At 72.0% G+C, this 15199-nt stretch carries 11 protein-coding genes; 4 read left to right on the top strand and 7 right to left on the bottom strand.

Annotated features, from left to right (window positions below):
* Window positions 1-81: 81 nt before the first annotated feature.
* Together ACLBXO_RS24205 and ACLBXO_RS24200 are read right to left on the bottom strand one after the other, a co-directional pair.
* Window positions 82-2511 carry a membrane-bound PQQ-dependent dehydrogenase, glucose/quinate/shikimate family gene (locus tag ACLBXO_RS24205; RefSeq protein WP_447686965.1) on the bottom strand — a complete coding sequence of 810 codons (2430 nt, stop codon included), beginning with the start codon at window positions 2509-2511 and terminating at the stop codon, window positions 82-84.
* Window positions 2512-2706: 195 nt separating this feature from the next.
* Window positions 2707-3978, bottom strand: a complete 1272-nt coding sequence (locus tag ACLBXO_RS24200) for an efflux RND transporter periplasmic adaptor subunit (protein ID WP_447686964.1) — start codon at window positions 3976-3978, stop codon at window positions 2707-2709.
* A 205-nt stretch (window positions 3979-4183) separates the two neighbouring features.
* Here ACLBXO_RS24200 and ACLBXO_RS24195 point away from each other — a divergent pair, with 205 nt between their 5' ends.
* From ACLBXO_RS24195 to purD, 3 genes are all read left to right on the top strand, one after another.
* Complete coding sequence (locus tag ACLBXO_RS24195; RefSeq protein ID WP_331318866.1) at window positions 4184-5410, top strand: oxalate decarboxylase family bicupin; 1227 nt, start codon at window positions 4184-4186, stop codon at window positions 5408-5410.
* Window positions 5411-5496: 86 nt separating this feature from the next.
* Window positions 5497-5823 carry a hypothetical protein gene (locus tag ACLBXO_RS24190; RefSeq protein ID WP_331318867.1) on the top strand — a complete coding sequence of 109 codons (327 nt, stop codon included), beginning with the start codon at window positions 5497-5499 and terminating at the stop codon, window positions 5821-5823.
* A gap of 109 nt (window positions 5824-5932) precedes the next feature.
* A complete protein-coding gene (purD, locus tag ACLBXO_RS24185; protein WP_331318868.1) occupies window positions 5933-7207 on the top strand; it encodes a phosphoribosylamine--glycine ligase in 1275 nt (424 codons plus the stop codon).
* Window positions 7208-7324: 117 nt separating this feature from the next.
* On the opposite strand, the gene ggt is transcribed toward purD, so the two are convergent.
* On the bottom strand, window positions 7325-9094 hold the full coding sequence (gene ggt, locus ACLBXO_RS24180) for a gamma-glutamyltransferase (RefSeq protein WP_447686963.1): 1770 nt from the start codon (window positions 9092-9094) through the stop codon (window positions 7325-7327).
* 220 nt (window positions 9095-9314) lie between these two features.
* Window positions 9315-10325 (bottom strand): 1-aminocyclopropane-1-carboxylate deaminase, encoded by a 1011-nt coding sequence (locus ACLBXO_RS24175; RefSeq protein ID WP_331318870.1) that lies wholly within the window; start codon window positions 10323-10325, stop codon window positions 9315-9317.
* 250 nt (window positions 10326-10575) lie between these two features.
* Here ACLBXO_RS24175 and ACLBXO_RS24170 point away from each other — a divergent pair, with 250 nt between their 5' ends.
* The gene (locus tag ACLBXO_RS24170; protein WP_020095546.1) at window positions 10576-11040 is read left to right on the top strand and encodes an Lrp/AsnC family transcriptional regulator; all 465 of its coding nucleotides are present in this window, start codon (window positions 10576-10578) and stop codon (window positions 11038-11040) included.
* Between the two features lie 6 nt (window positions 11041-11046).
* Here ACLBXO_RS24170 and ACLBXO_RS24165 read toward each other — a convergent pair whose 3' ends face one another.
* The 3 genes from ACLBXO_RS24165 to ACLBXO_RS24155 all read right to left on the bottom strand — a co-directional run bounded on the left by ACLBXO_RS24165 (window position 11047) and on the right by ACLBXO_RS24155 (window position 14573).
* The gene (locus ACLBXO_RS24165) at window positions 11047-12390 is read right to left on the bottom strand and encodes a replication-associated recombination protein A (RefSeq protein ID WP_331318871.1); all 1344 of its coding nucleotides are present in this window, start codon (window positions 12388-12390) and stop codon (window positions 11047-11049) included.
* Between the two features lie 102 nt (window positions 12391-12492).
* Complete coding sequence (locus tag ACLBXO_RS24160; protein ID WP_331318872.1) at window positions 12493-13950, bottom strand: Do family serine endopeptidase; 1458 nt, start codon at window positions 13948-13950, stop codon at window positions 12493-12495.
* A 131-nt stretch (window positions 13951-14081) separates the two neighbouring features.
* Entirely contained in the window at window positions 14082-14573 is a 492-nt protein-coding gene (locus ACLBXO_RS24155; RefSeq protein WP_331318873.1) for a MucR family transcriptional regulator, read from the bottom strand.
* Between the last annotated feature and the right edge of the window lie 626 nt (window positions 14574-15199).

Below are 15199 nucleotides of genomic sequence, written 5' to 3'. Positions count from 1 at the left end.
GCACCCTGCCCCGCCTCGCCCCGGCCGAGCGGCCGAAGCCGCCGCCGCGCCCGCTCCGGCGGGCGGCCGGCGCGCGACGGCTCACTCGAGCCTGAACGCGACGACCGAGTCGCCCGGCGTGGTGCCGAGGGCGCCGTGGCCGCCCGCCGCGACCACCACGTACTGCCGCCCGTCCCGGCCGCGATAGGTCATCGGGGTGGCCTGGCCGCCGGCCGGCAGCTTCGTGGACCACAGCACCTCGCCGGTCTGCATGTCGTAGCCGCGGATGCGGTCGTCGAGCGTGGCGGCCGTGAACGCGACGCCGCCGGCCGTGGTCAGGGTGCCGCCATGGGCCAGCATGCCCATCTCCAGGGGAAGGGGGACGGCCAGGCCGCCGACCTTCTGCCCCGCGACCGTGCCGTTGCGGCGCTTCCAGGCGACGGTGCCGTCGGCGAGATTCACGCCGACGCGCACGCCCCAGGGCGGCGCGCTGCAGGGGATGCCGAGGGCGGAGCGCATGTGCGCGATCGCGATCGCGTAGGGGCCGCCGAGATTCTCGTTGACCGGGCTCGCCTCGGGATCGGCGCCGAGGAGGCGCCTCTCCGGCTCGCCCGGCGGGCGCGGGAGCAGGCGGTAGATGTAGGGCAGGTATTGCGGCGTCGCGATCATCCAGTGATGGACCGGATCGACCGCCACCGACCCCCAGTTGAACACCCCGATATTGCCCGGCCAGACGATCGCGCCCGCCGAGGCCTGGGGCGGCGTGAACGGGTTGCCGTCGTAGCGGTTCGACCGGAAGGCGAGGCGGCACTGGATCTGGTCGAAGGGCGTGACGCCCCACATGCCGGCCTCCGTCAGCGGCGGCGGCGTGAAGCGGAGGGACGACATCGGCTGGACCGGGGACGGCGTCTCCCCCGGGATGTCGGTCCGGGTCGAGACCGGGATCTCGGAGACCGGCCGGACCGGGACGCCGGTGCGGCGGTCGAGGACCCAGACGTTGCCGACCTTGGTGGGGATCAGGATCGCCGGCACCGTCCCGTCGCCCTGCGGCAGGGTGAGGAGGACCGGCTGGGACGGGTTATCGCGGTCCCACAGGTCGTGATACGTGGTCCGGAACGCCCAGCGCAGCGTGCCCGTCTCCAGATCCAGCGCCGCCAGGGCGTCGACGAGGGCCTCGTCCGCCTTCGACCGGGCCACGCCCACCTGATCGGGCGCCCGGTTGCCGAACGGCACGTAGACGAGTCCCAGCGCCTCGTCCGCCGAGAACTGCGTCCAGGCCACCGCCGAGTTGGGCTCGTAGCGCTCGTGGGGCCGCAGCGGCGCGGTCGCGTCGGGCCTGCCGGCGTCGAATTTCCAGACGACCGCGCCGGTGCGCACGTCGAAGGCGCGGATCACGCCCGAGGGGTTGTCCGCGTAGTAGTTGTCGGCGATCGCGCTGCCCAGGACGATGAGGTTCCGGGTCACCAGCGGCGCCGAGGTCTGCTGATAGCTGGCGCGCCGGAGGTTCGGCATCTGCGCTTTCAGGTCGACGAACCCGTCGGCCCCGAAGGTCCTGCACGGGGCCCCGGTCTCGGCGTTCAGCGCGTAGAGGCGCGCGTCGACCGAGGCCGCGATGATCCGGCGCGGGCACTCGGCGACCGCGGCCGCGACGGCGGCGGCCCGGTCCGCGTCGGTCTCCGCGGGCGGCACGTAGCCGGTCGAGTCGTTGTAGGACACGCCGCGGCAGGTCTGGTGCTGGTACTGGCCGTCCCGCGCCATCTTCGGGTCGAAGGCCCAGACCAGCCGGCCCGTCTCGGGCTCCAGGGCCTGGACGATGTTGTGCGGCGTGCAGAGGTAGAGCAGCCCGTTCACCTTGATGGGCGTGGCCTCGAACGTGAACTCCTTCGCATCCGCCCGGCTGTCACCCCGCAGGTCCCCGGTATGGTGCTCCCAGGCCACGACGAGGCCCCGGACATTGGCCGTGCCGATATCCGCCAGCGCCGAGTAGCGCTGGCCGAGATTGGTGCCGCCGTAGGCGATCCAATCGTCGGCCGGATAGGGAACGCCGCTCGGATCGACGGCGGCGGGCCCCGCCCCCGCGACCTTCGGCAGGCTGCCCCGCGTCTCGACCGGGTCGACGAACCAGGCCGCGGCGCCCGAGGCCGCGACGAGCAGCACGACGACCCGGAGGGCGAGCGGGCCGTTCTCGAGGCCGGGCCTCCAGGGCCGCTCGGGCGCGTCGCGCAGGCGCCGCACCACGGAGGGCAGGCAGAGCACGGATCCGACGAGCAGGAGCAGCGCCCCGCGCGGGATCCATTGCCACTTGTCGAGCCCGACCTCGCCCACCGTCCAGGCGAAGGCCGCCGCCAGCACCAGCGCGTAGAGGCCGAGACCGTGCTGGCGCCGCCGGGCCAGCGCGACGCCGGAGGCCAGCAATCCCGCGCCCAGCGCGACGTAGAACCAGGATCCCCCCGCGAGCGCCAGCGTCAGACCGAGGATCGCGAGGGCGAGCCCGAGCAGCGCGATCGACAGCGCTATCGTTCCGAGTACCACGGCGGTGATGTCCGCTTCCTGAGCCGTCCGGTCACGGCGGTGCCGGGGTCTGCCCCCGCCTCGGCCGCCGCGTGCCCGACGCTTATCGCCGCCGGAGCTGTCCCGGAGCTGTCCCAGGGCTGGACACGGCGACCGGACGGCGGCGCCCCGCCGCGTGACGCTCACACCGCCGCCCACACCGCCGCTCGCGCCCGCTCACGCCCCTGCCCGATCCTCCGGACGCAGGCTGACCCTGTCGCCGTCGCGCAGCGCGGCCGGCGGGCCCACGACGACGCGCTCGCCGCCGCTCAGGCCGTCCCGCAGCTCCAGCAGCGTGCGGGTCTGGCGGAAGATCGTGACCGATCGCATCCGCACCACGCCGCTCCCGTCGCCCGCCGGCTCGACCACGGCCACGCGGGTCCCGTGCTGGTCGAAGATCAGCGCGTCGTTCGGCACCGTCACGGCGGGCGAGACGCGCGGGATCTCCAGCGTGATGGTGATGTAGAGCCCCGGCCGCAGCGCGCCGTCGGGATTGGGGATGTCGACCTGCGTGACCAGCGTGCGCGCGGCCGAGAGCAGCGTCGTCGACGAGCGCGAGACCGTGCCGGGGAAGATCCGGCCCGGGATCTGCGCCACCTCGACCTTGGCGGCTAGCCCGTCGCGGACGCCGTCGGCGGCGTATAGCGGCACGTTCACCGCCATGCGGAGCACGTCGTCGCGGTTCAGCGTGAGGAGCGGCGCCCCCGTATTCGTGTCCGCCGTGACCGCGTCGCCGACATCGTTGTTGCGGGCCGTCACCACCCCGTCGAAGGGCGCGCGGATCTCCTCGAACCCGGTCAGGACCTTGAGCCGGGCGACCTGCGCCTCCTGGGCGGCGATGTTGGCCTCCGCGACCTTCACGGCGGCCTTGGCGGCGTCGACGTTGGCGGTCTGCGCCAGCACCCCGGCCTGGGAGGTGTCGGCGTTCTGCCGGGTCTCGACCCCGTTGCCGGCGAGCGTCGAGGTCCGCCGGTTGGTCACGTCGGCGAGGTGGCGGTTGGCCTCGGCCTGGTCCACCATCGCCCGCGCCTGGATCAGCGCCGCCTGGAGCTGCAGCACCTGCGACTGGGCCTGGACCAGCTGCTGGTCGAGGTCGGGCGCGCTGATCCGGAACAGCAGGTCGCCCGCCTTCACGTGCGAGCCGATATCGACCTTGCGCTCGACGATGTAGCCGGTCGCCCGCGGGTAGAGGTTCGCGGTGTCGAACGCCTGGGTGGTGCCCGTCTGGGTCAGGCTGAGGGTGTCGGGGGCCCGGGCCGCGGTGGCGACCCGCACGGTCGGCGGCTTCGCCTCGGCCCCGGCGGCCGGACTCGCCGCGCGGGACGCGTCCGGCCACAGGCGGTATCCGAGGGCGCCGAGGCCCGCCAGCGCCAGCAGGGCGAGCCAGCGGCGGCGGCCGCGGGCGGGCGGGACGGTTCCGTCCGCGGCTGAACTGTCCCGGTCCGCCATCCTCGCCCTCGGGTCGCGCCGCGCCTGAACCGCCGCCTCGGCGCCCGGCCGGGACGCGCGCGGTGCCGTATCCAGTGCGCCGTATTCAATGCATAGACCGCGCGCGGGCTCCGGGCGAGATGCCGCAGCGCACAGTGCGGCCCGCCCGCGGATCCTCCGAGCACGCGACCGGTTCTCCTGCCACCGACTCAGGGACCGATCCACGATGACCGAGATCTCCAGGCGCGCCGTCATCGCAGCCGCCGGCGGCGCGATGGTGGCGTCATCCGCCGCGGCGCAATCTGCCGGGCCGGCCGCGCCCCGCCCCGAGCGCGGCGGCAAGGGCGCCGACATCCTGGGCCCGCAGAACCGGCCCCGCGCCGCCGAGGAGCCCTTTACCCTGGCGCCGCCCGCCACCGACCACGGCACGATGCCGAACCTGAAATGGTCCTTCGCGGACAGCCACATGCGGCTGGAGGAGGGTGGCTGGGCGCGCCAGACCACGATCCGCGAGCTGCCGGTCTCCAAGGCCATGGCCGGGGTCAACATGCGGCTCAAGGCCGGCGCGGTCCGCGAGATGCACTGGCACAAGGAATCCGAGTGGGCCTACATGATCAAGGGCAGGGCCCGGATCACCGCGGTCGACCAGGACGGGCGCACCTTCGCGGACGATGTCGGCGCGGGCGACCTCTGGTACTTCCCGGGCGGCATCCCGCACTCGATCCAGGGGCTCGCCGCCGACGGGGTCGACGGCTGCGAGTTCCTGCTCGTGTTCGACGACGGCGGCTTCTCGGAGGATTCCACCTTCCTGCTGACCGACTGGCTGGCGCACACGCCCCGGGACGTGCTCGCCAAGAATTTCGGCCTGCCCGAGAGCGCCTTTGCGAAGATTCCCGAGACGGAGCTCTACATCTTCCCCGGTCCGACGCCCGGCCCGCTCGCCGCCGACAGGATGGGCGGTTCCGGGCCGGTGCCGAAGACCTTCAGCCACCGTATGCTGGCGCAGGAGCCGGTCCGCACCCGGGGCGGCAGCGTGCGCATCACCGATTCCACGGTGTTCCCGGCCTCCGTCACGATCGCGGCGGCGCTGGTCGAGGTCGAGCCCGGAGGGCTGCGCGAGTTGCACTGGCACCCGAACGGCGACGAGTGGCAGTACTACCTCTCCGGCCAGGGCCGGATGACGGTGTTCGGCTCGGAATCGAAGGCCCGGACCTTCGACTACCGGGCCGGCGACGTCGGCTACGTGCCCTTCGCCATGGGGCACTATATCGAGAATACCGGCGACACGACCCTGACCTTCCTGGAGATGTTCAAGAGCCCGCGCTACGCCGACATCTCCCTGACGCAGTGGCTGGCCCTGACCCCGCACCCGCTGGTCCAGGCCCATACCGGGCTGGATCCCGAGCGCGTCGAGGCCCTGCCGGAGACGAAGTCCCCCGTCGTGCCGGGTTGACGCGCCCGGGAACCCGGACCGATCCTGGCGCGTCGACTTCGGGCAATCGTATCCGAAGACCGCACGAATCTCGCACGGAGGGACCCATGCGTGCCGCGTCCCGCGCGCTCCTCACCCTGGCGCTGGCTCTCCCGGCGGGCTCCGCCTGGGCGCAGGTGCAGCAGAACGACCCGAATGCCGCCAACGCCTCGTTCGCCCTGCAGGGCCAGATCCGGTCGCTCAACCAGCAGCGGGTCTCGGACTTCAACACGCTGAACCAGACGATCCAGCGCAACGTCCAGGCCGATTCCTACGGGCCCTACCTGCCCTATCGGGGCGTCCGCGGGGATGTGTACCGGGGCCGCCATATCGGTCGCAACGGGATCGTGCGGCGGGGCGGCGGCCTCAACACGAGCGTCTGCACCGGCTGCTGACAGCGGCCTCCGCGCCGCCGGGATATCCGCGCAGAGCGGGGAAAGCCCGAAAAAAACCTTTTCCCGCGGGCACGCTTCCCCCACAAGCTGGGCCCATGGTGGCGTGCGCATGAATATCCTGCTGATCGGCTCCGGCGGCCGCGAGCACGCCCTGGCCTGGCGACTGGCCCAGAGCCCGCTCTGCACCCGCCTGTTCACGGCGCCGGGCAATCCCGGCACGGCCCGCCACGGGACCAACCGACCGGACCTCAAGGTCACGGACCACGCGGCCGTCGCCGCCTTCTGCGCGGCGGAGTCGATCGGCCTCGTGGTGGTCGGACCCGAGGCGCCCCTCGTCGCCGGCCTGGTGGACGACCTGAAGGCTGCCGGGATCCGCGCCTTCGGGCCGACCCGCGACGCCGCCCGTCTCGAGGGCTCGAAGGGCTTCACCAAGGATCTCTGCGCCGCCTGCAACATCCCGACGGCCGCCTTCGCGCGCTTCACCGAACTGGAGCCGGCGCTGGCCTATGTCCGCCAGCAGGGCGCCCCGATCGTCGTGAAGGCCGACGGCCTCGCCGCCGGCAAGGGCGTCACCGTGGCCGAGACGGTCGACCAGGCCGAGGACGCGCTGACCGGCCTCTTCGCCGAGCCCGGCGCCGAGGTGGTGGTCGAGGAGTGCCTGTTCGGCGAGGAGGCGAGCTTCTTCGCCCTCTGCGACGGCACGCGGGCGATCTCCCTCGGCACCGCCCAGGACCACAAGCGGGTCTTCGACGGCGACCGCGGGCCCAACACCGGCGGCATGGGCGCCTATTCCCCGGCCCGGGTGGTCACCCCGGAGATCGAGGCCCGGGTCATGGCCGAGATCATCGCGCCGACGCTCGCCGGCATGCGGGCCCGCGGCTGCCCGTTCACCGGCATCCTGTACGCCGGCCTCATGCTCACCGCCGACGGCCCCAAGCTGATCGAGTACAACACCCGCTTCGGCGACCCCGAGGCGCAGGTGCTGATGCCGCGCCTCGCCTCCGACCTCGTGCCGGCCCTGCTCTCGGCCTGCGAGGGCGACCTCTCCGGCGTGAGCCTGGAATTCGATCCCCACCGGGCGGCCCTCACCGTGGTGATGGCGGCGGCGGGCTATCCGGGCGCCGTGGTCCGGGGCTCGGTGATCCGGGGCGTCGACGCGGCCGAGGGCGACGGGGTCCACGTGTTCCAGGCCGGCACCCGCGCCGAGGACGGGCAGCTGCTGGCCGATGGCGGCCGGGTCCTGGCGGTGACGGCCGTCGGCGACAGCGTCACGGACGCCAAGGCCCGCGCCTACGCGGCGGTGGCCCGGATCGACTGGCCGGAGGGTTTCTGCAGGCGCGACATCGGGTTCCGCGCGGTGGCGCGGGAGGCGGAAGAGGGCTGAACCCCCGGTCTCGCGATCGCCGGGTACGCTGCGCCCTGCCCCACCCCACCCTGCCCTCCCGGACGAGGGCCGGCGTGCCCGGGACGACGGGGTTGTCCGGAGCAAGCCGCCCGCCCCCTACTCCCCCACCGCCGCGCCCGCCGGCCGGCGGTTGTCGTTGGCGCCGTAGAGCAGGCCCGGCCGCATGCGCTCCGTGCGCGAGGCGTCGTTGCCCGACGACGCGGACTCCGGCAAGGCGGGCGCCGCGGCCCGGACCGCGATGAGCTCCTGCGCCCCCCAGGGCTTCTGCTCGACGAGCGTGTGGCCCATGCCCCTGAGGATCGCCTGCGTGTCCGCCGAGAGCGCGAAGGGCTCGGCGTAGACCGTGTCGGGCAGCCACTGGTGATGGATGCGCGGAGCGTCCACCGCCTCCTGCGGCTCCATGCCGAAATCCAGCATGTTGATCAGCGTCTGCGCGTTGATCGTGATGATCCGCGAGCCCCCCGGCGAGCCCGCCACCATCGCGACCTTGCCGTCGCGCAGCACGATCGTCGGCGCCATGGACGAGAGCGGGCGCTTGCCCGGCTGGATCGCGTTCTTGGTCCCCTGCACGAGGCCGAACAGGTTCGGCACCCCGGTCTTGACCGTGAAGTCGTCCATCTCGTCGTTGAGGAAGAACCCCGTGTCGCCGGCGATCACCCCGGCGCCGAAATAGCCGTTGATCGTGTAGGTCAGCGATGCCGCGTTGCCGGCCCTGTCCATCACCGAGATGTGGGTGGTCTCGGGCCGTTCCCGCGCCTCCGGGCCGGGATCCGGGCGGATCTCCACCGACGGGGTCGCCCGGTCCGGGCGGATCGAGGCCCGGAGCGTCTCCGCGTAGGCCGGCGACAGCAGCCTTTCCACCGGGTTCTCCACGAAGGCCGGGTCGCCGAGCAGCAGGTTGCGGTCAGCGTAGGCGCGCCGCATCGCCTCGACCATCAGGTGCACCGTCCGGGCCGAGTTGAACCCCGCCGCCCGCAGGTCGTAGCCGTCGAGGATGTTGAGGATCTCGCAGAGCGTGGTGCCGCCCGACGAGGGCGGGGGGGCCGACAGGATCGTCGCGCCCCGGTAGCGGCAGGTCAGCGGTTCGGACTGCGTCACCGTGTAGGCGGCGAAGTCGGACGCCGTCAGCAGGCCGCCGCCCGCCCGGGAGGCCGCCTCCACGGCTGCCGGGATCGCGCCCCGGTAGAACGCGTCCGCGCCGTGCTCGGCGATGGCCTGGAGGGTGCGGGCGAGGTCGGCCTGGACCAGCCGGTCCCCGGGCCGCCAGGGACTGCCGTCCGGGCGCAGGAAGATCCGGGCGACGTTCGCATGGGCGGCGAACAGCTTGGTGCCGGATTCGAGGATGTCGGTGTCGCCCCGGGTCAGCACGAACCCGTCGCGGGCGAGCGCGATCGCCGGCGCCATCACCTGCGCCAGCGGCAGGGCCCCGTATCGGGCGAGCGCGGTGTTGAGGCCGAGCACCGTGCCGGGCACGCCGGCCGCCTTCCAGCCGCGCAGGCTCGCGCCCTTCACGACGTTGCCGGCGGCGTCGAGATACATGTCCCGGGTGGCGGCCGCCGGGGCGGTCTCGCGGAAATTGACGAAGCGGCTGCGCCCGTCGGCGCTGTGGAGCACCAGGAAGCCGCCGCCGCCGAGATTGCCGCAGCACGGGTTCACCACCGCCTCGGCGTAGGCCACCGCCACCGCGGCGTCGACGGCGTTGCCGCCGGCCCTCAGGATGTCGGCACCCACCTGCGAGGCGAGGCGCTGGGACGACACCACCATCCCGTTCTCGGCCTCGACGGCCGGTCCCGAGGCGGAGCGCGCGGCGGGCGCGCCCAGGGCGAGCAGGGCCGTCAGGAGCAGCGCGCGTGCCGGTGCGATCATCCCTGCCCTCTCCGGTGCGGGTTCCGCGCCGTTTCTGGCGCAGGCCGCCATATAGGGCGGGACGATGCGGTCGCCTGCCGACATCGCCACGCGCGACCTCATCCTGAGGCGCCGGAGCGCAGCGCGGGCCTCGAAGGAGGGCGCCTTCGAGGCGGCTTTGCCGCACCTCAGGATGAGGGCGGGTGGATGGGAGAGGCCGGGCCGGCCTTCCGATTCCGCCTCAGCCGTTGCGGAACGTGTAGCTGTAGCCGTTCAGCGCCGGCGCGCCGCCGAGATGGGCGTAGAGCACCTTCGAGCCCTTCGGGAAGAAGCCCTTCTTCACGAGGTCGATCATGCCCTGCATCGACTTCCCCTCGTAGACCGGGTCGGTGATCATCCCCTCGAGCCGGGCCGAGAGGCGGATCGCCTCCACGGTCTCCTTGGAGGGCACGCCGTAGACCGGGTAGGCGTAATCCTCGTTGAGAACCACGTCGTCGGCCACGATGTCGCCGGCGCCGACCAGGGCGGCGGTGTTCTGGGCGATGTCGAGGACCTGGGCCTTGGTCTGGGCCGGGGTGCAGGAAGCGTCGATGCCGATGACGTTGCGGGCGCGCCCGTCGGCCGAGAAGCCCACCAGCATGCCGGCATGGGTCGATCCGGTCACCGTGCAGACCACCACGTAGTCGAAGCGCAGGCCCATCTCGGCCTCCTGCCTGCGCACCTCCTCGGCGAAGCCGACATAGCCGAGCCCGCCGTACTTGTGCACCGAGGCGCCGGCCGGGATCGCGTAGGGCTTGCCGCCCTCGGCCTCGACCTCGGCGAGCGCCCGCTTCCACGAATCGCGGATGCCGATATCGAACCCGTCATCCACGAGCTGCGTCTGCGCGCCCATGATCCGCGACAGGAGGATATTGCCGACCCGGTCGTAGACGGCGTCCTCGTGGGGCACCCAGGCCTCCTGGATCAGCCGGCACTTCATCCCGATCTTGGCGGCGACCGCCGCGACCATGCGGGTGTGGTTCGACTGCACGCCGCCGATCGACACCAGCGTGTCGGCGCCGCTCTTGATCGCGTCCGGCACGATGTACTCGAGCTTGCGCAGCTTGTTGCCGCCGTAGGCGAGGCCCGAATTGCAATCCTCGCGCTTGGCGTAGAGCTCCACCTCGCCGCCGAGATGCGCGGTCAGGCGCTTGAGCGGCTCGATCGGCGTCGGGCCGAAAGTCAGGGGATAGCGCTCGAACTTGTCCAGCATCGGGTCTCTCCGGGTCTCGGGGCGCGGCCGGGGGCAGGAGCGGTCTCGGTCCGCCCGGGCGCGTCGAAGCGAGGCCTCGGCGACGGCCCGGCGCGAGGCCCGGCTCCGTCTTCGAGGCGCACGGAAAACTACCCGATCCCCGATGAAAGGTGCTCTCGATCTTTCGCCTCGGACAGCCGATGGCTTGCGTCAAAGAGGGTCCTGGCGTCACAGAATTCCGTATCACGCGCCGTATCTGAAAGAATCGTCCATGTCTGCAGGGCTCGACCGGATCGACCAGAAGATCCTCCGCCTCCTCCAGACGGACGGGCGCATGGCGAATGCCGAGATCGCCGAGCGGGTCGGCACCAGCGCGGCCACCTGCCATCGCCGGATCCAGCGCCTGTTCGCGGACGGGTTCGTGCGGGCGGTCCGGGCGCTGATCGACCCGATGCGGGTCGGGCGCGGCACCCTGGTCTTCGTCGGCGTCGTGCTCGACCGCTCGACGCCCGAGAGCTTCTCCGAGTTCGAGGCCGCCGTGCGGGCGATTCCCGCGCTCCTCGACTGCCACCTCGTGGCCGGCGACTTCGACTACATGCTGAAGATCCGGGTCTCCGACATGGCCGATTTCAACCGCCTCCACAGCGCCACGCTGATCGGCCTGCCGGGGGTGCGCCAGACCCGGACCTTCTTCGTGATGAAGGAGGTGATCGACAACGCGCCGCTCGATCTGTGAGGCGGCCTACCCCTCCCCGCGCCGCGCCTTCCGCAGGGCCTCCCACCGGTCGAGGCGCTCGGCGAGCCGGGACTCGTAGCCGCGCTCCGTGGGCGCGTAGAGATGCTGGCGCCCCAGCGCGTCGGGCCAGTAATCCTGGCCCGAGAAGGCGTCGGGCTCGTCGTGGTCGTAGCGGTAGCCCTCGCCGTAGCCGATCCGCTTCATCAGCTTGGTCGGCGCGTTGAGGATGGTCCGCGGCGGCGGCAGGGAGCCCGCCTCCTTGGCCAGCCGCGTCGCGGCCTTGTAGGCGGTGTAGACGGCGTTCGATTTCGGCGCGCAGGCGAGGTAGATAGCCGCCTGGGCGAGGGCCAGCTCACCCTCGGGGCTGCCGAGGAAGTCGAACGCGTCCTTGGCGGCGTTGGCCACCACCAAAGCCTGCGGGTCGGCGAGCCCGATATCCTCCACCGCCATGCGCACCAGCCGGCGGGCGATGAACAGCCGGTCCTCGCCGGCATCGAGCATCCGGCAGAGATAGTAGAGCGCCGCGTCCGGATCCGAGCCGCGCACGGTCTTGTGGAGCGCCGAGATCAGGTTGTAGTGGCCCTCCTGCGCCTTGTCGTAGATCGGCGCGCGCCGCTGCACGATCTCCTGCAGCGCCTCGGCGTCGAGGGTCTCGCCGGGCCGGGCCGAGCGCCAGACCTCCTCCGCCAGGGTCAGGGCCGCGCGACCGTCGCCGTCGGCCATGCGGACCAGCACCCCGCGTGCCTCCTCGGTGAGCGGCAGGGCCTGGCCCGTCAGCGCCTCGGCCCGGACCAGCAGCCGGGCGATCGCCCCCGGGTCGAGCGCCCGGAACAGCAGCACCCGGGCGCGGGACAGGAGCGCGGCGTTCAGCTCGAAGGAGGGGTTCTCCGTCGTCGCGCCCACCAGCGTGACGGTCCCGTCCTCCATCACCGGCAGGAAGGCGTCGAGCTGCGCCCGGTTGAACCGGTGGATCTCGTCGACGAACAGCAGGGTCCCCTGCCCGGTCGCCCGCCGCTTGCGCGCGGCCTCGAACACCTTCCGCAGGTCGGGCACGCCCGAGAAGATCGCCGAGATCTGCTCGAAATGCAGGTCGGTGCCCTGGGCGAGCAGCCGCGCCACCGTGGTCTTGCCGGTGCCGGGCGGCCCCCAGAAGATCAGCGAGCCGAGCGTCCGGCCCCGCAGGAGGCGCGTGAGCGCCCCGCCCTCCCCGGTCAGGTGCTCCTGGCCGACGACCTCGGCGAGGGTCTGCGGGCGCAGCCGGTCCGCCAGCGGGCGGGCGGCCTCGAGACCGGGGGCGCGGCCGGGATCCGGCGCGGCGGGAGGCTTCGCGGAGGCGAACAGGTCGGACATCCGCGCATCAACACCGGGCGCGGCCGGGGGCGCAAGCCGGGAGCCGGGGCTTGCCCACGGCCACGGACTTGGCGCCCCCGGACCTGGCGCCCCCGGACGGGATCAGCCGCCGAACACCGAGGTCAGGATCTCGCCGTTGCGGTTGATCGCGACCTCCCAGGAATTGAGGCTGTTGCGGGTGACCCGGTCGAGATCCTTGGTGGTCGCCATCGGCACGCCGTTGACCGCCACGATCACGTCGCCCTTCTGCAGCCCGACCCGGGCCGCGATGGAGTTCTCGTCCACCGCCTGCACGGCCACGCCCTCGGCCGGGAAGTCCACCTGCATCTCCTCGGCCACCGCCGGCGAGGTGTTGACCAGGGTCGCGCCGACGAACGGCGAGCGGGTCTTCACCTTGAGCGCGTCCCGCGGGCGCGTCTCGGGTGCCGGCGCGAGCTTGACCGAGACCGTCTGCCGGGCCGTGCCGCGCAGGATCCCGAACCGGGCGTGGCCCTGCACGCCCTTCAGGGCGAAGCGGTAGCCGAAGGCCTCCGGGTCGGCCACCTCCTGGCCATCGACCGTGAGGATCAGGTCGCCGCGCTTCAGGCCCGCCTCCTCGGCCGGGCTCTTGGGCTGCAGGCTCGCCACCAGCACGCCGGTCGGGTGGTCGAGACCCATGCTGTCGGCGATGTCGGGGGTCACGCTCTGGATCCGCGCCCCGAGCCAGGGCCGGCGCACCACGCTCGCCCCGTCGCGGGCGGCGTCGACCACCGCCTTGACCATGCCCACCGGGATCGCGAAGCCGATGCCGTGGCTGCCGCCCGACTGCGAGTAGATCGCGGTGTTGATGCCGACGAGCTGGCCGCGCAGGTCCACCAGCGCGCCGCCGGAATTGCCCGGGTTGATCGCCGCGTCGGTCTGGATGAAGTACTGGTAGTCCGCCGAGCCGACCTGCGTGCGCGCCAGCGCCGAGACGATGCCCTGCGTCACCGTCTGGCCGACGCCGAACGGGTTGCCGATCGCCATCACGAAGTCGCCGACCTCCAGGGCGTCGGCATCGCCGAACGGCATCGGCACGAGGCCCTTCGGCGGCTCCTTGATCTTGAGCACCGCGAGGTCGGTGCGGGTGTCGCGCATCACGATCGCGGCCTCGAACTCGCGGCGATCCGCCAGGGCGATCCGGACCTCGTTCATGTTGTCGATGACGTGGTTGTTGGTGATGACGAGCCCGTCGGCATCGACCAGGACGCCCGAGCCCAGGGAGCGCTGCGCGCGGTCACCCCGGGGGCCGCGGCCGCCCTCCGCCTCGCCGAAGAAGCGGCGCATGAACTCCTCCATGGCGCTGGTGCGCGCGCTGGAGCGCTTGTCCACGTGGGAGGCGTAGACGTTCACCACCGAGGGCGCGGCCCGCTTCACCACGGGGGCGAAGGAGAGCTGCACGTCGGCCTTGCTGAGCGGCACGACCTTCGCGGTGCCGTCCTTCGCGGGCTCCCGGGTCTCCGTCCGCGCCATCTGCGCCGCGGCCGGGCTGGCGGCCAGCAGGGCTGCGACGAGGGCGGGCAGGGTGAGGCGGGTCAGCATGCAGGGCTCCGGCGTCTGGGCGGGCGCGCCGTCCAGGCCGAGAGAAGGCAGGCGCACCGTGCGGCCTCACGCTATCGAGGCCGATTGCGGCAGGTCGACGACACCTTCGCTGCGAGCGGGGCGTGTCGCCGTCAGACGGCTTCCTTGCTGCGGGTCCGCCGCTTCCCGGCAGGTTGCGGCGCGGGCTGCGGCGCGGGCTCGGCCTCGGGTTCCGGCGCTGCGGCGCGCGGCTGCCCGAGGCCCAGGGAGCGGGCGAGCTGCGAGCGCTGCTCGGAGTAGCTCTGGGCCGTCATCGGGTAATCCGAGGCGAGACCCCACTTGGCGCGGTAGGCCTCCGGCGTCAGGCCGCGCAGGGTGAGGTGCCGGCGCAGCGTCTTGTAGGGCTTCCCGTCCTCGAACGAGATCAGGAAGTCCGGATTGATCGAGCGCCGGATCTCCTGCGCGGTCGCCTTGGCGATCGGCTGGCTCTGGCCGGCGTCGCAGATCCCCCGGATCGCCGCGTGTACCTCGTTGAGGAGGCCGGGCAGATCCGCGCTCTGCACGTGATTGTGGCTCACATAGGCCGAGACGATCTCGGAGGCGAGCGTGACGAAGCGGAGGGAGTCGCCGTTCGACTGGGCCATGTCTCGTGCGTTGCCTTCTCGTGATGACGAAACTCGCCAGAACGCAAGCACTGCGTCGCGATTCGGACGCCTGATACAATCGCATTCGGAAGAAGGGTCAAGTCTTAAATTCGGAATTGGGGTATACGATCCCAAATAGCGTAAGAAGAGTGATCTTGATCGCTCAACCTCAAGGAGCAATGCCTGTCAAAGTCTCGCTTGTGCACAATCGATATTGCCAGTTTATCCCTGCGATCGGGCGAGGCCTGCACTCTACAGCCGAAGGCGCGCTGCAATGCCAGCTATAGAGCTTTCGAGGCCATTTCTGCCCATCGATTGTGCATTCGGAAAGCGTGGCCGGCCGATACCTCAAGGCCGATAGGACAACCTCAGCGACGCTTTCCGGCGGTCGCACCTTGGCGGTGCGCGACGGAGGGTCTGGAAGCGGACCGACAATGGTACGGAGGCGCAACCTGACGGCGAACCGGTTCAGGCGTCCGGGCTCGGTCCGTGGCCGGACAAACGCGAAACCCGCCGCGCTTGTGGGCGCGGCGGGTTTCGTGTGTCGGGATTTGGTTGCGGGGACAGGATTTGAACCTGTGACCTTCAGGTTATGAGCCTGACGAGCTACCGGGCTGCTCCACCCC

Source organism: Methylobacterium sp. C33D, from assembly GCF_053345825.1.
The sequence above is the reverse complement of the archived record's forward strand: the minus strand, read 5'-3'. Positions and strand labels throughout refer to the sequence as shown.